The sequence below is a fragment of the Mycobacterium shinjukuense genome, from assembly GCF_010730055.1.
Classification (GTDB): Bacteria; Actinomycetota; Actinomycetes; order Mycobacteriales; family Mycobacteriaceae; genus Mycobacterium; species Mycobacterium shinjukuense.
This window is the reverse complement of record NZ_AP022575.1, coordinates 3,403,327-3,424,069: the sequence shown is the minus strand read 5'-3', so window position 1 is coordinate 3,424,069 and position 20,743 is coordinate 3,403,327. Positions and strand designations below refer to the sequence as shown.

Genomic DNA, 20,743 nt, shown 5'->3' with positions numbered 1-20,743 from the left:
TAGCGTGCCACGGCACCGACGGTGGTGACGACGCTTGCGGCTCAGAACGTGTCAACGCGGTCGATGCTGACGAACATGCCGTGACCGGTGCTCGCGTTCTGGAAGCGGGTGCCGTCGATGGTGGCGGTGATGATCCAGCCCTGCGCGTCGTAGGTTTGGTAATCGATGGTGACGGTGGGTATGGCGCCGAGGTTTCCCAGCACCCACTGCACGGAGCCGCCCGCAGTGATGTGAACCCCGTTGGCGTGCTCGCCATCGCGAATCGGGGAGTTGGTGAATTGGGCCTCGCAGCCGACGCTCTCCTTGTTGATCTGGCAGCGCGTCTTACCGGACTTGGTTTCGATGAAGACGTAACCGTTCTCGTCGGGCGGCAGCGGGATGGCGCCGGCCGGAGCGGTCGGGCTGGCCGGGGGTGTCGGTGCCGCTGGGGAGGTGGTGAGCGGCGGCGAGATGCTCGGCCGCGGGGTCGGGACGGAGGGCTCGGTGGGCCCCGACCCCGGCGCGGCGACGGGCCTGCCGTCGATGGTGGTGCTGCATCCGACAACCAGCGCAGCACCGGCCAGCAGGGCCGCCAGTCCCCACCGCGCTTTATGCCACCACCGCACGTGCTACCCCCAAGATCTGAGACAAGGTCACATTACGCACGAGCGGGCGCAGGTTACCGCAGTGACGCGCTCTTGAAACGGGGCCGACGGAAAAGTGTTACCGCTGCACGGCAACGCCGACAAGCGGGGCGAGCGCCGGCAAGGTTGTGACCGGGGTCATGACGTTGCCTGTTGGCTGCGCTGGTTCAGCCCGTCGATGACCCAGTTGGCCCATGTCTCAGGCTCACCCGGCCAGCCTAAGCGTCCACTCATGACATGTCGACGGTGGAACGTGAGCGCGGCCTGGTCGCGATTTCAGTCCCGTGGCTCCGCTTCGACGGCGGTCACGCGGGCACGCACCACATACCAGCCGCCGATCAGGCAGGGGATGCCGATCAGCATCGCGGCGAGCATCCAGCGACCGTAGACCTCGTCGAACAGCATGAGGATCAGCACACCCGCCAGGAAGGCCAGCGTGAGGTAACCGCTGTAGGGCGACAGCGGCATCCTGAACCTCGGCCGCTGTACCTTGCCAGCCTTGGCCATCCGAAGCAGCTGCAGCTGGCACGCCACGATCGTCGCCCAGGCCACGATGACGCCCGTCGCGGCGATGTGCAGCACGATCTCGAAGGCCTGGCTGGGTTTGATGGCGTTGAGCACGATGCCGAACAGACCGATCGCACCGGTCAACAGGATCCCGCCATACGGCACACCGTTTTTCGATAGCGGCGCGGTGAACTTGGGGCCGCTGCCGTTGATCGCCATCGACCGCAGGATCCGGCCGGTGGAATACAGTCCGGCGTTCAGGCTGGACAGCGCCGCGGTGAGCACCACCAGGTTCATCAGGCTGCCGGCCCCTTCGAAGCCGACCTTGGAAAAGAAGGTCACGAACGGGCTGACGTGTTCTCGGTAGGCGGTGTAGGGGAGCAGCAAGGCCAGCAGCGCCGTCGACCCGATATAGAAGACCGCGATCCGGAACACCACCGAGTTGATCGCGCGCGGCATGATCCTTTCCGGATCGGCGGTTTCCCCGGCCGCGATGCCGACCAGCTCGACCGCGGCGTAGGCGAACACCACCCCGGCGGTGACCAGCACCAGCGGCAGCAGGCCGGCCGGCAACAGCCCCCCATGGCTGGCCCACAGTGACACCCCGGTCTCTTGACCCTCGACCTTGAAGCGCCCGGCCAGAAAGACCGTGCCGACAATCAGGAAGATCGCCAGCGCCAACACTTTGATCAACGCGGCCCAGAACTCGAGCTCACCGAAGAGCTTGACCGAGATCAGGTTCATCGACACCACGATCACCAACGCGATCAACGCCAGCGTCCACTGCGGGATGAACTGGAACGTTTTCCAGTAATGGCAGTAGTGCGCGATCGCGGTGGTGTCCACGATCCCGGTCATCGCCCAGTTCAGGAAGTACATCCAGCCCGCGGCGAAAGCGACTTTCTCGCCGAAGAATTCGCGGGCATAGGACACGAACGATCCCGACGACGGGCGGTGCAGCACCAGTTCGCCGAGCGCGCGCAGGATTAGGAAGACGAAGATGCCGCAGATGCCATAGACCAAGAACAGACCGGGTCCGGCCGCCGCGAGCCGCCCCCCGGCGCCCAGGAAGAGCCCGGTCCCGATGGCGCCGCCGAGCGCGATCATTTGCAGCTGGCGGTTATGCAGGTCCTTGTGATAGCCCGCGTCCTCGCGGCTGAGCCGCTCGGCTGCGGTGTTCACCGGTGGCATCGAGCTCCTAACGCCGTGGCCTACATCAACGCCGCGACACCGGCAAACCCGGGAACGGACTGGGTGTCAGGCTAGCGCACGGCCGCGCCACAAGTTCGGGTCAAGCCACCCGGAAACACACAGGCCGCACGGGTGCGTGCCGCGCACGCCGTGCTGCCACAACTGGCCGTATGCGCGGGGACGCGGCGTCGGGGGTTCGGAAGACGACGACCGCCTTGCCCAACTGGCCGCATGCGCGGGGACGCGGCACACCGACAAGCAGCAAACAGAGCGGATGCACTGGTACTTAAGGACGCCTGGTCAAAGGCTGCCGCGCCTGGCCAGCCAGATGCTGGCGAAGCGAAGGTCCGTCCTGGTGGCGAGGACGTCGTAGTCGCTGTCGTAGTGCAGCACTCCGACGCGGTGCCGATCCGCCAGCGCGGCGATCATGAGATCGACTGGCGGAAGGCGATGGTGCCCAGCGCGGGCGAGTTGACGTTGCGCGTCGACCGCTCGCCGCTCGACCTCGGTGTCGATGTGCAGCATCGGCAGCGCCATCAGCTCGCGCAGCAGTTCATCGTGATCATCCGCGCTGCGTGCCGAGTACCCCGCCTCGAGCAGGAATGGCAGGCACACGCCGATGAGGCGCTGCTCGAGCGCGTCAGCGATCTCCTGCGATCGCCGCTCCCGCAATGCCGGTGAAGCCAGCCGGACGAAGGCCGAATTGTCCAGCAGCAGCTGAACGCTCAGCTGCGCGCCCATCCGGTCCGACGTGCGAGTTCTGCGGCATGGACGTCGACCGGAAGGCTGCGCGATCGTACTCGGTCGGCCAGCCGCCGCCGAAGCCTGGCATCGCTATCACGCTCGGCGCGGATCGACGCGAGCTTTGTGGCGGCGCCGAGGACGACGAGCTCGCCGAGCTCAACGCGATCCGTGCCCAGCTCGCGACGTAGTTCGTCCAAGGCCGCCTGCACGGGCGGTGTCTCGGTGATCGCATGTCGGCGACGTTTTGTGGGCACGAAAGGCAGTGTAACACCAGTGCGACACCGAAGCCCGATCGCCAGGACGCTGAGGGACTTCAGCTGAGGGGGTTCCTCAAGAGGCGGGGCAAGTCGCAACACGTTATGCGCACCCGGTCGCATCCCGCGCCTGCGCGCCTACAGCGCGGTGACGAGGCGGCCCAGGGGTATCACTTTTGGTTATCGTTCTGGTTATCATGATGTTGTGACGGCCCATCCGAAGTACCCGAATGATCCTCTTGCTCTGGTATTGATTGAACTGCGCCACCCGCCGACCGAGCCGCCGGCGCCATCTGCCATCTCCATCCTGAAGGAGGCGCTGGCGCGATGGACTCCCATCCTTGAACGGGAGGAGGTGCGGCAGGTCAACCTGGAAACGGGCGAACACACCGCACACTCACAGAAGAAGCTCGTCGCCCGAGATCGCCGCACCGCGATCACCTTTCGCCCCGACGCCATGACCCTCGAAGTCACCGACTACCCCGGCTGGGAGGAGTTTCGGTCCATCGTTCACGCGATGGTCGCAGCCCGCCAGGACGCGGCTCCAGTCGATGGCTGCATTCGGATCGGTCTGCGCTACATCAACGAGATTCGGGCACCGCTGGCGGAGCCATCCGGCTGGGCGTACTGGGTGACGGAAAGTCTCCTCGGGCCTGGGACACAGCTTGCCGATCTCAAACTCACCACCACCGCGCAACAGCACGTGATTCAGTGCGACGGCCCCGAGCCCGGCGACTCCTTGACACTGAGGTACGCCGCTGCGCGCGGCGCGGTCATCCAGTCGACCCCGTTTCTCCAGCGGTTGAAAGAACCTCCGGCAGAAGGAGATTTCTTTCTCATCGATATCGACAGCGCGTGGAGCGATCCGCACAAGGGCATCCCAGCGCTCGACGCCCCCCTGGTGGACGAGGTCGCCGAAAGGCTCCACACGCCCATCGGCCCACTGTTCGAATCGCTGATAACTTCCGAGCTCCGCACAAAGGTGCTGCAACAACCTGGACAGGACTGACCATGACCATTTCGTTCTCCTGCTCGAATCTCCGCGACGACGCCACCTCTGGCAACGGTGACTACCGCCTCGACAAGCTGCCCGAAACCACCCCATCGACCTCGGTGTTCGACCGCGCCGATGTCAACTACCGCCAATTCACGGAACTCCACGGGCAAGTCCGCGACACGCGGCGGAAGGCGCACATGGCCGAGCTGGAGTCCAAGACCGTCGAGCGGGCTCGGTGCGCACCCATGCATGCGCTTGAGCAGCTCGCGGACTACGGCTTTGCCTGGCGGGACATCGCACGCGTTGTGGGAGTGAGCGTGCCCGCAATCACCAAATGGCGCAAGGGGGCTGGAGTTACCGGCGGGAACCGGTTAAAGATCGCCCGTCTGCTCGCCCTTATCGACATGCTCTCGGACCGATTCATCGACGAGCCCGCCTCCTGGCTGGAAATGCCGATCCAAGACGGGGTGGGAATCACCCGAATGGACCTCCTGGAGCGAGGTCGATATGACCTCGTATTGGCGCTGGCCAGTACCCACACCGGGGACGGCACGGTCGAGTACGTACTGAACGAGATCGATCCGGACTGGCGAGAGACCGTTGTAGACAACGTTTTCGAATCCTACGCAGCCGAGGACGGCGTGATCTCAATCAGACCCAAGCAGTAACCGTGACAGAGCTGGAGACGCCCGACGACCCAGAGTCGATATACCTTGCCCGCCTTGAGGATGTCGGAGAACACAGACCGACGTTCACGGGCGACATCTACCGACTCGGCGATGGTCGCATGGTGATGATCCTCCAGCACCCATGCGCGCTGCGGCACGGCGTTGACCTCCATCCGCGACTGCTGGTCGCTCCCGTAAGACCCGACTCGCTACGTTCCAACTGGGCTAGAGCCCCGTTCGGCACGATGCCGCTTCCGAAGCTCATCGACGGTCAGGATCACTCGGCGGACTTCATCAATCTTGAACTCATCGATTCACCAACGCTTCCGACCTGTGAGCGGATCGCGGTGCTCAGCCAGTCAGGCGTCAACTTGCTCATGCAACGGTGGGTGTACCACAGCACCCGGCACGCCGTGCCCACGCACACCTACTCCGACAGCACCATCGGCCCGTTCGATGAGGCAGACTGATCGAGGAGCGGGTGACAGATCGCGTCGACGACGGGGCCGACCCGCAGTCAGCCGAACACGAGTGCGCCTCCTGGCTGGATGAAAGAATCAGCGACCGCACTCGGCGGGCGCTGCTCAGCGACCGTCAGCACGCCAGTTCAATACGTCGAGAAGCGCGTTCTCACAGAAAGTCGGTCAAGCTGGCGGACTGAGCAACTGCGTAGGCCCCACACCCGGTGCATCTTCCCAGCTCGCCCCCGGGAACAAGACGTCGGTGCCCGCCGTTAGCATGGGCAGCAAGTTGAGTCGGCCAGACTCAATCCTAGGTTGACAGGCCGGCGCCGTCAGGGGCAGGCTTGAGCGGGGTTGACTCAGCATAGTGCAGGTAACGAAGCTCTACATACTCAGGAGGAATCACCATGGCTCGTGCGGTCGGGATCGACCTCGGGACCACCAACTCCGTCGTCTGCGTTCTAGAGGGTGGCGATCCGGTCGTCGTCGCCAACTCCGAGGGCTCACGGACCACTCCGTCAATCGTCGCGTTCGCGCGCAATGGCGAGGTGCTGACCGGACAGCCCGCCAAGAACCAGGCGGTGACCAACGTCGACCGCACCGTGCGCTCGGTCAAGCGGCACATGGGCAGCGACTGGTCCATCGAGGTCGACGGCAAGAAATACACCGCCCCGGAGATCAGCGCGCGGATCCTGATGAAACTGAAGCGGGACGCCGAGGCCTACCTCGGTGAGGACATCACCGACGCGGTGATCACCACGCCCGCCTACTTCAACGATGCCCAGCGTCAGGCCACCAAGGACGCCGGCCAGATCGCGGGCATGAACGTGCTGCGCATCGTCAACGAGCCGACCGCGGCGGCGCTGGCCTACGGGCTGGACAAGGGCGAGAAGGAACAGACCATCCTGGTCTTCGACCTGGGCGGCGGCACCTTCGACGTCTCGCTGCTGGAGATCGGCGAGGGTGTGGTCGAGGTCCGTGCCACCAGCGGTGACAACCACCTCGGCGGCGATGACTGGGACGACCGCATCGTCAACTGGCTGGTGGACAAGTTCAAGGGCACCAGCGGAATCGACCTGACCAAGGACAAGATGGCCATGCAGCGGCTGCGCGAGGCCGCCGAGAAGGCCAAGATCGAGCTGAGCTCGAGCCAGAGCACGTCGATCAACCTGCCCTACATCACCGTCGACGCCGACAAGAACCCGTTGTTCCTCGACGAGCAGCTGACCCGGGCGGAGTTCCAGCGCATCACTCAGGATTTGCTGGACCGCACCCGCAAGCCGTTCCAGTCGGTGATCGCCGACACCGGCATCTCGGTGTCCGACATCGACCACGTGGTGCTGGTGGGTGGATCCACCCGGATGCCCGCGGTGACCGACCTGGTCAAGGAGCTCACCGGAGGCAAGGAGCCCAACAAGGGCGTCAACCCCGACGAGGTTGTCGCGGTGGGCGCGGCACTGCAGGCCGGTGTGCTCAAAGGTGAGGTGAAAGACGTTCTGCTGCTTGATGTTACGCCGCTGAGCTTGGGTATCGAGACCAAGGGTGGCGTGATGACCAGGCTCATCGAGCGCAACACCACCATCCCGACCAAACGGTCGGAGACCTTCACCACCGCCGACGACAACCAGCCGTCGGTGCAGATCCAGGTGTATCAGGGTGAGCGCGAAATCGCCGCGCACAACAAGCTGCTCGGCTCCTTCGAGCTGACCGGCATCCCGCCGGCGCCCCGCGGCATCCCGCAGATCGAGGTCACCTTCGACATCGACGCCAACGGCATCGTGCACGTCACGGCCAAGGACAAGGGCACCGGCAAGGAGAACACCATCCGGATCCAGGAGGGCTCGGGCCTGTCCAAGGAGGAGATCGACCGGATGATCAAGGATGCCGAGGCGCACGCCGAGGAGGACCGCAAGCGTCGCGAGGAGGCCGACGTCCGCAACCAGGCCGAGACCCTGGTCTACCAGACGGAGAAGTTCGTCAAGGAGCAACGTGAAGCCGAGGGTGGCTCCAAGGTGCCCGAGGACACGCTGAATAAGGTCGACGCCGCGGTGGCCAATGCCAAGACGGCACTGGGCGGCACCGACATCACCGCGATCAAGGCGGCGATGGAGAAGCTGGGCAAGGAGTCTCAGGCGCTTGGCCAGGCGATCTATGAGGCCACTCAGGCCGCGGCTGACGCCGCGGGCGCCGCCCATCCCGGTGGCGGCCCGGCGGGCTCGGCCGACGATGTGGTGGACGCGGAGGTGGTCGACGACGACCGGGAGGCCAAGTGACAGAAGGCAATCCACAGGAACAGGTAACGGTCACCGATAAGCGGCGGATCGATCCGGAGACCGGTGAAGTGCGGCACGTCCCTGCCGGCGCAGCGCCAACAGGGACGGCCGCCCCGGCGGGTCCCGCAAAATCGGCGCCCAGCGCCGACTCCGCGCTGGCGGACAAGGTCGCCGAGCTGACCGCCGACCTGCAACGGGTGCAGGCCGACTTCGCCAACTACCGCAAACGGGCGTTGCGCGACCAGCAGGCCGCGGCGGAACGGGCCAAGGCCAGTGTGGTCAGCGAATTGCTGCACGTGCTGGACGATCTCGACCGCGCGCGCAAGCACGGAGATCTGGACTCTGGGCCGCTCAAGCTGGTCGCCGACAAGCTGATGAAGGCTCTGACCGGCCTCGGGCTGAAGCCGTTCGGCGCCGAGGGCGAGGATTTCGACCCCCTGCTCCACGAGGCCGTGCACCACGAGGGCGAAGGCGGCCAGGACTCCAAGCCGGTGATCGGCACGGTCATGCGACGGGGATATCAGCTGGGCGAGCAGGTGCTGCGGAACGCATTGGTGGCCGTGGTCGACACCGTCGAGGACGACGGCACCGCCGATATCGAGGCCGCCGAGGTGATCGCCCCATCTGATACGCCCGATACGCCCGATACCCCCGGCGACACCGCGAACTCCGAGGAGCAGAACACAGAATCATAGGGACGGAGGCCACGGGACGGACGACACCACGGGACAGGTGAGGAGGTGACGCGGGATGGCCCAACGTGAATGGGTTGAGAAGGACTTCTATAAGGAGCTCGGCGTCCCCTCCGATGCCACCGACGAGCAGATCAAAAAGGCGTACCGCAAGTTGGCGTCGGAGTTTCATCCGGACAAGAACCCCGCCGGCGCCGAGCGGTTCAAGGCCGTGTCCGAGGCGTACAGCGTGTTGTCGGACGAGACCAAGAAGAAGGAGTACGACGAGACCCGTCGGCTGTTTGCCGGTGGCTTCGGGGGCGGCCGCCGGTTCGATCCGGGCGGCTTCCGCGGCTTCGGGGCGGCCGGGGACGGCGTCGAGTTCAACCTCAACGATCTGTTCGACGCCGCCAGCCGAAGCGGGGGCACCAACATCGGCGACCTGTTCGGCGGCTTGTTCGGGCGCGGCGCCAGTCCTCGTCCCAGCCGGCCGCGCCGCGGCAACGACCTGGAGACCGAGACCGAGCTGGATTTCGTGGAGGCCGCCAAGGGCGTGGCGATGCCGCTGCGGCTGACCAGTCCGGCGCCGTGCACCAACTGCCACGGCAGCGGCGCACGTCCGGGCACCAGCCCGAAGGTGTGTCCCGCCTGCAACGGTTCGGGCGTGATCAACCGCAATCAGGGCGCATTCGGCTTTTCCGAGCCCTGTACCGAGTGCCGGGGCAGCGGCTCGATCATCGAACACCCCTGTGAGCAGTGCAAGGGCACCGGCGTCACCACCCGCACCCGCACCATCAATGTGCGGATCCCGCCCGGTGTGGAGGACGGGCAGCGGATCCGGCTGGCCGGGCAGGGCGAAGCCGGGTTGCGGGGGGCTCCCTCGGGCGACCTGTATGTGACGGTGCATGTGCGGCCGGACAAGATCTTCGGCCGCGACGGCGACGACCTCACCGTGACCGTTCCGGTCAGCTTTACCGAATTGGCTTTGGGCTCAACGCTTTCGGTGCCCACACTGGACGGCACGGTGGGCGTGCGGGTGCCGAAAGGCACCGCCGACGGCCGCATATTGCGGGTGCGCGGACGAGGTGTGCCCAAACGCGGTGGCGGTAGCGGCGATTTGCTGGTCACCGTGAAGGTGGCGGTCCCGCCGAACCTGGAAGGCGCCGCCCGGGAGGCGTTGGAGGCCTACGCGGCGGCCGAGCGTGCCAGCGGGTTCAACCCCAGGGCCGGATGGGCGGGTAATCGCTAGATGGCTAAGAACCCCAAGAAGAAAGAGGAAGCCCGCACGTTTCTCATCTCGGTGGCCGCCGAGCTGGCCGGTATGCATGCGCAGACGCTGCGCACCTACGACCGGCTGGGCCTGGTCAGCCCCCGGCGCACGTCCGGTGGTGGGCGACGCTATTCACTGCACGACGTCGAGCTGCTGCGCCAGGTGCAGCGGCTCTCACAGGATGAGGGAGTCAACCTCGCCGGCATCAAGCGCATCATCGAGCTGACCAATCAGGTCGAGGCGCTGCAGGCGCGGCTGCAGGAGATGGCCGAGGAGTTGGCGGTGTTGCGCGCCAACCAGCGCCGCGAGGTCGCGGTGGTACCCAAGAGCACGGCCGTCGTCGTCTGGCAACCGCGCAAACCCCGCTGACCGCACGACGCGGCCGGCGCGGCCGCTACGGCGCGTTGTGCTGCAGGATGCCGGAGAGTTGGCTGCCGACGTTGCCGACGCCGGAGACGAACGCCGCCGTCATCAGGTTCAGGATGCTGGTGTTGTAGAAGCCCGACATGAAGTTGCCCAGGTTCGCCCAGCCCGATTCCAGGGTGCCGAAGTTTTGGAAGCCCGAGTTCCCCACGCCGCCGGCGTTGAACAGGCCGGAGGTCTCGGTGAACACGTTGCCGACGCCCGACACGGCGCCGTTGGCGGCGTTGAGGAAGCCCGATGCGCCGCCGGCGCCGGAGTTGAAGAAGCCCGACGACGGGGTAGTGCTGGTATTGAAGAATCCCGGGCTTTGCTGCCAGCCGAAGCCGAAGGTGAACGGGCCCACCGTGCCCGCGCCGGGGAAGTTGATGGGTTGCGAGATCACCATTTGCAGCGGGGTTTCCGGGTTGAGCACGCTCGGATCGATCTCGTAGGGGCCGATGTGTTCGGTCTTGACGTGGATTGGCGGGGTGGTGCCGTGCAGCACGCACCCGACGAACGGGATGTAGATGATGCAGATGGTGATTTGGATGTCGATGTCTATCGGGAATCTGGCCAGCGTGAACATGTCCTGGGTGACGGCGTTGATGGTGCCCGTGACCGGTATCTCGATGTCGCCCACAACGCTGTAATCCCACGGGATTTCGGGAATGGTGGTCTGATAGGCGAACCCGCCCAGGCCCTGGTAGTCGCCTCGCCACAGGAAGCCGTTGCTGTAGCTGCCGGAGATGAAGAAACCGGTGTCGACGTCGCCGGAGTTTCCGATGCCGGTGTTGGAGTTTCCGCTGTTGAAGTAGCCGGTGTTGTAGTCGCCGGTGTTGAAGCCGCCGGTGTTGTAGTCACCGGGGTTGAAGCTGCCCGTGTTGGTGTTGCCGGTGTTGTACAGGCCGGTGTTGACGTTGCCCGCGTTGCCGATGCCGGTGTTGACCATGCCGGTGTTGAACAAGCCGGAGTTGGTGCTGCCGGTATTGCCGATGCCAGTGTTGTATTCGCCGGAGTTTCCGATGCCCCAGTTCCCGGTGCCCGAGTTGCCGATACCGACGTTGTTGGTGCCGGAGTTGAACAGACCCACGTTGCCGGTACCGGAGTTCCAGCCGCCGAACCCGGTTTGTGCGTTGCCGGTGAGCCCGATACCGATGTTGCCGTCGCCGGTGTTGCCGAAACCGATGTTGTTGGTGCCGGTGTTGCCGAAACCGATGTTGAAGCTGCCGGTGTTGCCGAAACCGATGTTACCCAGGGCCGCCGTCATCGCCGGGCCGACGTTGCCGAAGCCCCAGTTTCCGCTGCCGACGTTGCCGCTGCCGAAGTTGGAGCTGCCGACGTTGCCGCTGCCGATGTTGAAGCTGCCGATGTTGCCGTTGCCCAGGTTGTAGCTGCCGACGTTTCCGCTGCCCAGGTTGTAGATGCCGAGATCGGCGCTGCCCAGGTTCCAGTACCCGGCGTTGGCCAAGCCCACGTTGAAGGTCGTCGCATCCGGGCCGTTCTGGAACCACCCGGCCAGGTTGGTGCCGATGTTGCTGAAGCCCGAGACGGTGGCCGGCACCGCGGTGCCCGTGTTGAGCCAACCCGAGATGGTGTTGCCGAGGTTGGCCAGCCCGGATTGCATCGACCCGTAGTTCTGGAAGCCCGAGTTTCCGACGATCCCGGTGGCGACGTTGTAGAAGCCGGAGTTGTTGCCGAAGTTCTGCAAACCCGATGCGCTGCCGGGACCCCAGTTGAGGAAGCCCGACGACGGGCCGGTGGTGGCGTTGAAGAAGCCCGGCTGCGGCGCCAGGTCGATGAGCGGCAGGTACGCGGGACCGGCGCCGGCGGTGCCGACGATGCTGATCACGGTTTGCGGGTTGAACGGACCGTAGGGCGGGGGATTGCCGATGTGGAAGGTCATCACCGCGGGTGCCGGCGGTGTGGCCCCAAAGTTGATCGTGATGGGCGTGTCCGAGGGGGCAATTTGGTTGCCGCCGTGCAGGTTGATGGGGCCCCAGGTGCTGATGACCGTGCCCTTGTACAGGACCAAGTCGAGTGAGCCTCGGGCGTCGAACACGGGAATGGTGACCGCGGGGATGGACACGGGGGTGATGCTGACGGTGATCGGGACATACACCGGGACGTCGACAGTCAGGAACGCCGGAACCCTCTCGACCGTGATGGTGTAGTTGGCCGCCAATAGGCCCTGTCGATCGGCGCGCCAGAAGAAGCCGTTGTTCATGTCGCCGGTGATGTAGCCGCCGGTGCCAAAGTCACCGGAGTTGGCCATCCCGGTGTTGTAGTCGCCGGTGTTGTGCGAGCCGGTGTTGAAGTCGCCCAGGTTGGCGATGCCGGTGTTGAAGTTGCCGATGTTGAAGAAGCCCGTGTTGAAGTCGCCCGGGTTGCCCAGGCCGGTGTTGAAGGTGCCGGCGTTGAACAGGCCCGAGTTCCAGGTACCGGTGTTGCCGATGCCGGTGTTGCCGGTGCCGGAGTTGCCGATGCCCCAGTTCCCGGTCCCCGAGTTGCCGATGCCGACGTTGCCGGTGCCCGAGTTGAACAGGCCGACGTTGAAGCTGCCCGAGTTGGTGCCGCCGAGGCCGATCTGGTTGTTGCCGGACAGGCCGATGCCGAAGCCGCCGCTGCCCATGTTGCCGATGCCGACGTTGCCGGTGCCCGAGTTGAACAGGCCGATGTTGCCGGTGCCGGAGTTGAACAACCCGGTGTTGCCGGTGCCCGAGTTGAAGAACCCGGTGTTGCCGGCGCCGGAGTTCAGCGAGCTGAACCCGGATTGGCCGTCGCCGGTGAGCCCGACGCCGACGTTGCCGTTGCCGGTGTTGAACAGGCCGATGTTGTTGTTGCCGGTGTTGGCGAACCCCTGGTTGAAGTTTCCGGCGTTGGCCAGGCCGATGTTGTTGTCGCCCAGGTTGAACAGGCCCATGTTGGCGACGCCGAAGTTCAACGGACCAAGCCCGACCTGGCCGTCGCCGGTGAGCCCGATGCCGATGTTGCCGTTGCCGGTGTTGCCGAAGCCGATGTTGCCGTCGCCGGTGTTGCCGAAGCCGACGTTGAAGTGGCCGGTGTTGCCGATGCCGATGTTGCCCAGCGCCGCCGTCAGCCCGGGCCCGGCGTTGCCGAACCCGATGTTGCCGCTGCCGATGTTGCCGGCCCCGACGTTGGAGCTGCCGACGTTGCCGACGCCGACGTTTCCGCTGCCCAGGTTGCCGCTGCCGAGGTTGACATCGCCGATGTTGGCGCTGCCCACGTTCCACCGGCCAAGGTCGGCCAGGCCGGCGTTGAGGATCACGGTTCCGTCCGGGCCGCGGAACAGGCCGGCCAGGTTGGTGCCGAGGTTGTACAGGCCCGAGCCGTTGGCCGGGGTCGACAGGTTGGCCGTGCTGGTGTTGTAGATGCCCGAGACGGTGTTGCCCAGGTTCGCCCAGCCCGACTGCAGCGAGCCGAAGTTCTGCATACCGGAGTTTCCGACGGCCGCCACGGTGCTGTTCCACAAGCCCGAATTGCTGCCGACGTTTGCGAAACCGGACGCGGTGCCGGTGCCGGTGTTGAAGAAGCCCGACGACGGGCCGGTGGTCGAGTTGCCAAAGCCGGGGGCCGGCGGGATGTCGAGCAGCACGACCCTGATGGGGCCGAGGCCGCTGCGGATGTGGATCGGTATCGAGGTGGTCGGCGAGCCGATGGTGACATCGATCACCGGCAGGGTGCCGGTGATCCTTGGAATGGTGATGGGCCCGATGCCGAAGTTGGTGATACCGAGGGCGTTGATGGTGATCCTCGGGAAGCTGAAGCCGTTGAGGGCGAGGACGCCCAGGTCGAGGTGAATGGGGATGTTGATGGGAATGTTGATGTCGAAGTTCAGGATGGGGAACTGCGGAATGCCGATTTCGGCGTGAGTGCCCCACAGTCCCTGGTAATCGCCTCGCCACAAGATGCCGTTGTTGAAGTTGCCCGCGTTGAAGGCGCCGGTGTTGACGTCGCCCGAGTTCCCCAGGCCGGTGTTGAAGTCACCGGTGTTGAAGTGGCCGGTGTTGAAGGCGCCCTGGTTGAAGCTGCCGGTGTTGGAGTTTCCGGTGTTGTAGGCGCCGGTGTTGTAGTCGCCCGGGTTGGCGAGGCCGGTGTTCGTGCTTCCGGTGTTGTAGGCGCCGGTGTTGTAGTCGCCCGGGTTGGCGAGGCCGGTGTTGGCGGTGCCGGTGTTCCACAGACCCCAGTTTCCAGTGCCCACGTTGCCGATGCCGGTGTTGCCGATGCCCGGGTTGCCGATGCCGGTGTTGCCGGTGCCCGAGTTTCCGATGCCGACGTTGCCGGTGCCCGAGTTGAACAAGCCGATGTTGTTGGTGCCCGAGTTGAACAGGCCGGTGTTGCCGCTGCCGGAGTTCCAGCCGCCGAAACCTTGCTGGCCGTTGCCGGTGAGCCCGATGCCGATGTTGTTGTTGCCGGTGTTGCCGAAGCCGATGTTGTTGCTGCCGACGTTGGCGAAGCCCTGGTTGTAGTCGCCCAGGTTCGCTAGGCCGATGTTGTAGCTGCCCAGGTTGCCCAGGCCGAGGTTGTAGCTGCCCAGGTTTGCCGGCCCGACGTTGTAGATGCCCTGGTTCCCGGAGAAGACGTTGAAGCTGCCGACGTTGCCGCCGCCGACGTTCGAGTTGCCGATATTGCCGAAGCCGACGTTGAAGTCGCCGAGGTTGCCGGAGCCGAGGTTTGCGGTGCCGATGTTGGCGAAGCCCAAGTTGAAGTTCGGGTTGTTGTTGACCAGACCGGCGATGTTGCCGCCGATGTTCCCAGCACCCGACACATTGGCCGGCGTCGCCAGGCCCAGCGTGCTGGTGTTGAGGAAGCCCGAGACGGTGTTGCCGAGGTTGGACACGCCGGAGACCAGGTCGCCGAGGTTCTTGTAGCCCGAAATTCCGGAGGCGCCCGAGGCGAGGTTGAAGAAGCCGGAACTGTTGCTGCCGACGTTGCCGAAGCCCGACACCGTGCCGGGACCGGAGTTGAGGAAGCCCGACGACGGCATGCCCGTCTGGTTCCCGAAGCCCGGGGCGGCCGGGATGTCCACGATCGGGATCTTGATGGGCAGCAGGCCGCCGCTGCCGACGATGTCGATGAGCGGCCCGGGGCCGGCGCCGATGTTGAGACCTATCGCGGGAAGGTTAATCGAGATGTTCGGGATGGTGAATCCGTTGACCTTGACGAGCTTGACACCGATGCCAACCAGAGTTGCTTCGACGGTGACACTTGGAACGTTGAAGCTCAGCACGGTGATGGTGCCCAGCGTGCCGCTGATCGGGATGTCCAGGAAGATCGGCACCCGCACGTTCACCGGGATGGCGGTGTCCGGAATGGACATGGTGTAGCTGGTGCCCCACTGGCCCTGGTTGTCGCCGCGCCACAGGAAGCCGTTGTTGTAGTTGCCGCCGTTGAAGGCGCCGGTGTTGACGTTGCCGGAGTTGGCGAAGCCGGTGTTGTAGTCGCCGGTGTTCAACCAGCCGGTGTTGTAGGCGGCCGGGTTGAAGCCGCCGGTGTTGAAGCCGCCCGCGTTGAAGCTGCCGGTGTTGTAGTGACCCGTGTTGCCGATGCCGGTGTTGACGTTGCCGGGGTTGAACAAACCGGTGTTGATGGCGCCGGTGTTGAACAGTCCGGTGTTGGTGTTGCCGGTGTTGCCGATGCCGAAGTTTCCGGTGCCGGAGTTCCCGATGCCGATGTTTCCGGTGCCCGAGTTGAACAAGCCGACGTTGTTGGTGCCCGAGTTGAGCAGGCCGCTGTTTCCGGTGCCGGAGTTCCAGTCGCCGAAGCCTTGCAGGTTGTCACCGGTCAGTCCGGTGCCGACGTTGTTGTCGCCGGTGTTCGCCAGGCCCTGGTTGAAGTCTCCAGCGTTGCCCAAGCCCTGGTTGTAGTTGCCGAAGTTGCCGAAGCCGATGTTGTAGGTGCCCAGGTTCCCCAGGCCGATGTTGTAGTCGCCCAGGTTCCCGGGGCCGACGTTGTAGTTGCCGGTGTTGCCGCTGCCGATGTTGAAGCTGCCGAGGTTTGCGAAGCCGACGTTGTTGTCTCCGACGTTGCCGAAGCCGACGTTGTTGTTTCCGACGTTGCCGAAGCCGACGTTGTTGTGGCCGACGTTGCCCAAGCCCACGTTGAACGTCGACATTCCCGGCGGCGGCACCTGGCTGAAGAAGGCGCCCGCGAGATTGCTGCCGACGTTGGAGATACCCGACACGTTGGCCGGCGTCCCGATGCCGGTGTTGTAAACGCCCGAAACGGTGTTGCCCAGGTTCGCCAGACCCGACTGCAGCGAGCCGTAGTTGTTGACGCCGGAGGCGCCGTTGGTCGCGACGTTCTGGAACCCCGAGATGTTTGCGCCGATGTTGCCAATGCCCGACACGGTTCCGGGGCCGCCGTTGAAGAAGCCCGAGGACGCGCCGGTGGTGGCGTTGAAGAAACCGGTGGCCGCCGGGATGTTGACCGGCGTCCAGTCGACCGGGCCGATGCTGGCCGTGGCGGGGATCGATATCTTTGTCGTACCGTCGGTGGCGCCGATGTTGAATGAAATCGCTGGACCGGTCGCTGTGATCGGCGGCAGGGTGACGGAGTTGATCACGCCCTCGGCCAGGGGGATCGGCCCGATCTCGATGGTGAAACCGAAGTGGACGTCGTGCAGGGTGATGCCGCTGTAGACGGTGTTGGTGAAGCTGGCGGTGATGGGGATATTGAGGGGAACCTCCACGGTCACGTGCGCGGGAATCTCGGGAACATGGAGCCGGTAGCCGGCGCCCCATAGGCCCTGCTGATCGCCGCGCCACATGAAGCCGTTGCCCATGTCGCCGGTGATGAAGGCCCCGGTGGCAATGTCGCCCTGGTTGGCAAGGCCGGTGCTGTAGTCGCCGGTGTTGTAGCCGCCGGTGTTGTAGTCACCGCGGTTGGCGACGCCGGTGTTGAAGTCGCCGGTGTTGTAGTTGCCGGTGTTGTAGTTGCCGGCGTTGGCGACGCCGGTGTTGACGTTGCCGGTGTTGAACAGGCCCGTGTTGAGGCTGCCGGTGTTGCCGATGCCGGTGTTGAGGTTGCCGGTGTTGCCGATGCCCCAGTTTCCGGTGCCCGAGTTGCCGATGCCGATGTTGTTGGTGCCGGAGTTGAACAGGCCGATGTTGCCGGTGCCCGAGTTCCAGCCGCCAAAGCCTTGCTGGTTGGTACCGGTCAGCCCGATGCCGATGTTGTTGTCGCCGGTGTTGCCGAAGCCGATGTTGTTGCTGCCGGTGTTGCCGAAGCCCTGGTTGTAGTCGCCCAAATTCCCCAGGCCGATGTTGTAGCTGCCCAGGTTTCCGAAACCGACGTTGTAGTTGCCCAGGTTTCCGGGGCCGAGATTGTAGACGCCCTGGTTTCCGGAGAAAATGTTGAAGCTGCCGACGTTGCCGCTGCCGACGTTGAAGTCGCCGATGTTTCCGCTGCCCACGTTCAACCGGCCAAGGTCGGCAAGCCCCAGGTTGAAGATCGTCCCGGAATTACTCTGGAAAACGCCGGCCAGGTCGGTGCCGATGTTGTAGAGGCCCGAGACATTGGCGGGGGTCGCGAGATTCGCCGTGCTGGTGTTGTAGAAGCCGGAAATGGTGTTGCCCAGGTTCGCCCAGCCCGATTGCAGCGAGCCGAAGTTCTGGAAGCCTGAGGTTCCAAACGCGCCCGGCACGCCGCTGTTCCAGATGCCCGAGCTGCCACTGCCGAAGTTCTGGAAGCCAGACGTGCCACCGGTGCCGGAGTTGAAGAAGCCCGATGAGGGGTTGGTGGTGGTGTTTCCGAACCCCGGGGCGGCCGGGATTCTGAGGAATACGATTTCGCGGCTTTCCAGGGCGCCGACAACGGTGATGGGCAGGGTGACCGTCGGTCCGCCGATGGTGAGCGTCACCGTCGGAGTAAAAAGTGTGGAACCACCGAGCACGACGGGGCCGAAGAAGAACAAGCCGCCCAGGTAGAAGGTCTGGGGGAAAACCACCCCAGCCATGGTGATCGGGATCGGCATGCTGTCGAAGATCCTGACCTCATGTACCGGCATGATCATCTGGTAGTTGATCGGGATGTAGGGGGTGGTGAACGACAGGTCGATGCCGATCTGGCCCTGGTTGTCAAGCGACTGGGAGAAGCCGTTGTTGAAATTGCCCGAGTTGAGCAGGCCGGTGTTGACGTTGCCGGTGTTGAAGAAGCCGGTGTTGATGTTGCCCGGGTTGTAGCTGCCCGAGTTGGTGTCGCCGATGTTGAAGTTGCCGGTGTTGGTGTCGCCCACGTTGAAGCCACCGGTGTTGTGGCTGCCCGGGTTGGCCCAGCCGGTGTTGACGGTGCCCACGTTGGCCCAGCCGGTGTTGTAGGCGCCCGCGTTGAGCAGGCCCGTGTTTCCGGTGCCCGGGTTCTCGAAGCCCCAGTTGCCGACGCCGGCGTTGAGCAGCCCCATGTTCCCGGTGCCGGAGTTGCCGATGCCGACATTGCCGGTGCCCGCGTTGAACAACCCGATGTTGTTGCTGCCCGAGTTGAACAGCCCGCTGTTGCCGATGCCCGAGTTCAGCGCACCGATGCCGACCTGGCCATCGCCGGTGAGCCCGATGCCGAAGCTGTTGCTGCCGGTGTTGGCGAACCCGATGTTGTTGTTGCCGGTGTTGGCAAAACCCTGGTTGTAGTTGCCCGCGTTCCCGAAGCCGATGTTGTAGTCGCCCAGGTTTCCGGGGCCGATGTTGTAGCTGCCCAGGTTGCCGGAACCGACGTTAAATATTCCGATATTGCCGCTGCCGAAATTGTTGCTGCCGACGTTGCCGCTGCCGAAATTATTGCTGCCGACGTTGCCGCTGCCGAGAATGTTGCCGCTGCCGATATTTCCGCTACCAAGAATGTTGTAGCTGCCGACGTTTCCGCTGCCGAGAATGTTGTAGCTGCCGATGTTCGCGTTGGCAAGAATGTTAACGGCGCCCCGGTTAGCGAGGCCCAGGTTAAAGGTCGCTGGGCCGCCGAAGAATCCCGACATGTTGCTTCCGGTGTTAAACAGACCGGAGATAAAGGCCGGCGTCGTGATGGCCACCAAGCTCGTGTTGAGGGCGCCCGAGATGGTGTTGCCCGAGTTGATCAGCCCCGATTGCAGCACGCCGGTGTTCCCCAGGCCCGAGTTGCCGACGGCCCCCAAGGACGAGTTGAAGAAGCCGGAATTGTTGGCGCCGGAGTTGACGAAGCCCGACGCGCTGCCGGCGCCGCTGTTGAAGAAGCCCGACGACGGGATGGTGGTGGAGTTCCCAAAGCCCGGGCTCCCGAAAATCAGGCCCTGGAAATCGCCCCGCCACAAGAAGCCGTTACTGAAGTTGCCGCCGATGAATGCGCCGGTGTTGACATTGCCGGTATTGGCAAGGCCGGTGTTGTAGTTGCCGCTGTTGAGGTAGCCGGTGTTGTACTTGCCCTGGTTGAAGCCGCCGGTGTTGCTGTCGCCCGGGTTGTAGCTGCCGGTGTTGTAGCTGCCCGAGTTACCGATGCCGGTGTTGGCGATGCCGGAGTTGAAAAAGCCGGTGTTGGCGTCACCCGAGTTGCCGATGCCGGTGTTGTAGCTGTTACCCGAGTTGCCGATGCCGAAGTTGCCGGTGCCCGAGTTGCCGATGCCGACGTTGTCGGTGCCCGAGTTGAACAGGCCGACGTTGCCGGCGCCCGAGTTCCAGCCGCCGAAGCCCTGCTGGTTGTTGCCGGTCAGTCCGATACCGATGTTGTTGTCGCCGGTGTTGCCGAAGCCGATGTTGTTGTTGCCGGTGTTGCCGAAGCCGATGTTGTTGCTGCCGGTGTTGCCGAAGCCGATGTTGCCCAGGGCCGCCGTCAACGCCGGGCCGACGTTGCCGAACCCGACGTTTGAGCTGCCGATGTTGCCGCTGCCGATGTTGCCGCTGCCGCGGTTTCCGGAGCCAACGTTGAAGTCGCCGACGTTGGCGTTGCCGACGTTGCCCTGACCGATGTTCGCCACGCCCAGGTTGCGGAAGGTGGTCGCGGCGGCGGCCGCGCTCGCCGGGATCGCAGCTGCCAGGCCCTGCAGCGGCTGGGTGAACGGAGTCAACCCGGAAACGGCGGCCGCGGCCCCGGCGCGGTACGCAAACATCGCGGCCACGTCCTGGGCCCACATCTGCTCGTAGAGACTCTCGGCCGCCGCGATCGCCGGGGCATTCTGTCCGAGCCAATTCGTAAACACCAGCTGCACAAACTGGGCGCGGTTGGCGGAGATGATCTCCGGAGGCACCGTCGCCGCCAGCGCCGCCTCGAACGCGGCCGCCGCCAACCGGGCCTGGGTGGCCGTCCGCTCAGCCTGGGCGGCCGCCGCGGTCAGCCACCCCAAATAGGGCGCCGCCGCGCCCGCCATCGCCGCTGCCGCCGCCCCCTGCCATGCCGAACCCGTCAGCCCCGCGGTCACCGACGAGAATGCGGTTGCGGCCGAACCCAACTCGCTGGCCAGCCCTTGCCAGGCGCCCGCCGCGTCCAGCATCGGTCCCAAACCGGCGCCCAGGTACAGCCGCGCCGAATTGATCTCCGGGGGAAGTACCGCAAAACTCATCGTCTGTCCCTAACTGGAACCCTGGCCACCACCCGCGGCGCCGCCGGTGCCATCCGCCTAGGGGCGTTCTGGCAAGGATGATTATTCAACAGATGCCCGATGCGCAATCGGGTTTGGCGTTCAAATTTCCACGAGCTCGCACTAA

At 64.8% G+C, this 20,743-nt stretch carries 11 protein-coding genes and 1 pseudogene; 8 read left to right on the top strand and 4 right to left on the bottom strand.

All coding sequences use genetic code 11. The features are described from left to right. Positions 1-41: 41 nt before the first annotated feature. The 3 genes from G6N20_RS15470 to G6N20_RS20690 all read right to left on the bottom strand — a co-directional run bounded on the left by G6N20_RS15470 (position 42) and on the right by G6N20_RS20690 (position 3,062). Positions 42-605: a hypothetical protein gene (locus G6N20_RS15470; RefSeq protein ID WP_142272131.1), complete on the bottom strand. Its 564-nt coding sequence runs from the start codon at positions 603-605 to the stop codon at positions 42-44. Between the two features lie 294 nt (positions 606-899). Then, positions 900-2,321 carry an amino acid permease gene (locus tag G6N20_RS15465; RefSeq protein WP_083050441.1) on the bottom strand — a complete coding sequence of 474 codons (1,422 nt, stop codon included), beginning with the start codon at positions 2,319-2,321 and terminating at the stop codon, positions 900-902. Between the two features lie 300 nt (positions 2,322-2,621). After that, positions 2,622-3,062 carry a PIN domain-containing protein gene (locus tag G6N20_RS20690; RefSeq protein WP_179961481.1) on the bottom strand — a complete coding sequence of 147 codons (441 nt, stop codon included), beginning with the start codon at positions 3,060-3,062 and terminating at the stop codon, positions 2,622-2,624. A gap of 26 nt (positions 3,063-3,088) precedes the next feature. On the opposite strand from G6N20_RS20690, the gene G6N20_RS20685 reads away from it, so the two are divergent. The 8 genes and pseudogenes from G6N20_RS20685 to G6N20_RS15425 all read left to right on the top strand — a co-directional run bounded on the left by G6N20_RS20685 (position 3,089) and on the right by G6N20_RS15425 (position 10,028). Further along, the gene (locus G6N20_RS20685; protein ID WP_179961480.1) at positions 3,089-3,253 is read left to right on the top strand and encodes a hypothetical protein; all 165 of its coding nucleotides are present in this window, start codon (positions 3,089-3,091) and stop codon (positions 3,251-3,253) included. Positions 3,254-3,524: 271 nt separating this feature from the next. Beyond that, complete coding sequence (locus G6N20_RS15455; RefSeq protein WP_083050444.1) at positions 3,525-4,328, top strand: TIGR04255 family protein; 804 nt, start codon at positions 3,525-3,527, stop codon at positions 4,326-4,328. A 2-nt stretch (positions 4,329-4,330) separates the two neighbouring features. Continuing rightward, on the top strand, positions 4,331-4,984 hold the full coding sequence (locus G6N20_RS15450) for a transcriptional regulator (protein ID WP_083050447.1): 654 nt from the start codon (positions 4,331-4,333) through the stop codon (positions 4,982-4,984). 2 nt (positions 4,985-4,986) lie between these two features. Further along, positions 4,987-5,645, top strand: a pseudogene (locus tag G6N20_RS15445) (hypothetical protein). A gap of 207 nt (positions 5,646-5,852) precedes the next feature. Beyond that, a complete protein-coding gene (gene dnaK / locus G6N20_RS15440) occupies positions 5,853-7,718 on the top strand; it encodes a molecular chaperone DnaK (RefSeq protein WP_083050450.1) in 1,866 nt (621 codons plus the stop codon). Then, positions 7,715-8,413 carry a nucleotide exchange factor GrpE gene (gene grpE, locus G6N20_RS15435; RefSeq protein ID WP_083050453.1) on the top strand — a complete coding sequence of 233 codons (699 nt, stop codon included), beginning with the start codon at positions 7,715-7,717 and terminating at the stop codon, positions 8,411-8,413. The genes dnaK and grpE overlap by 4 nt, the downstream gene beginning before the upstream one ends. 55 nt (positions 8,414-8,468) lie before the next feature. Further along, positions 8,469-9,638: a molecular chaperone DnaJ gene (gene dnaJ, locus G6N20_RS15430; RefSeq protein WP_083050456.1), complete on the top strand. Its 1,170-nt coding sequence runs from the start codon at positions 8,469-8,471 to the stop codon at positions 9,636-9,638. Next, a complete protein-coding gene (locus G6N20_RS15425) occupies positions 9,639-10,028 on the top strand; it encodes a heat shock protein transcriptional repressor HspR (RefSeq protein ID WP_083050458.1) in 390 nt (129 codons plus the stop codon). It begins immediately after the preceding gene. A 25-nt stretch (positions 10,029-10,053) separates the two neighbouring features. On the opposite strand, the gene G6N20_RS15420 is transcribed toward G6N20_RS15425, so the two are convergent. Then, complete coding sequence (locus G6N20_RS15420; RefSeq protein ID WP_083050460.1) at positions 10,054-20,598, bottom strand: PPE domain-containing protein; 10,545 nt, start codon at positions 20,596-20,598, stop codon at positions 10,054-10,056. Positions 20,599-20,743 lie beyond the last annotated feature (145 nt).

Bases quoted from the DNA above. Each gene is read 5' to 3' on its own strand.
- dnaJ (WP_083050456.1), top strand. From the start codon at position 8,469: ATGGCCCAACGTGAATGGGTTGAGAAGGACTTCTATAAGGAGCTCGGC.
- G6N20_RS15420 (WP_083050460.1), bottom strand. From the start codon at position 20,598: ATGAGTTTTGCGGTACTTCCCCCGGAGATCAATTCGGCGCGGCTGTAC.
- G6N20_RS15450 (WP_083050447.1), top strand. From the start codon at position 4,331: ATGACCATTTCGTTCTCCTGCTCGAATCTCCGCGACGACGCCACCTCT.
- G6N20_RS15425 (WP_083050458.1), top strand. From the start codon at position 9,639: ATGGCTAAGAACCCCAAGAAGAAAGAGGAAGCCCGCACGTTTCTCATC.
- G6N20_RS15465 (WP_083050441.1), bottom strand. From the start codon at position 2,321: ATGCCACCGGTGAACACCGCAGCCGAGCGGCTCAGCCGCGAGGACGCG.
- G6N20_RS20685 (WP_179961480.1), top strand. From the start codon at position 3,089: ATGGACGTCGACCGGAAGGCTGCGCGATCGTACTCGGTCGGCCAGCCG.
- G6N20_RS20690 (WP_179961481.1), bottom strand. From the start codon at position 3,062: ATGGGCGCGCAGCTGAGCGTTCAGCTGCTGCTGGACAATTCGGCCTTC.
- dnaK (WP_083050450.1), top strand. From the start codon at position 5,853: ATGGCTCGTGCGGTCGGGATCGACCTCGGGACCACCAACTCCGTCGTC.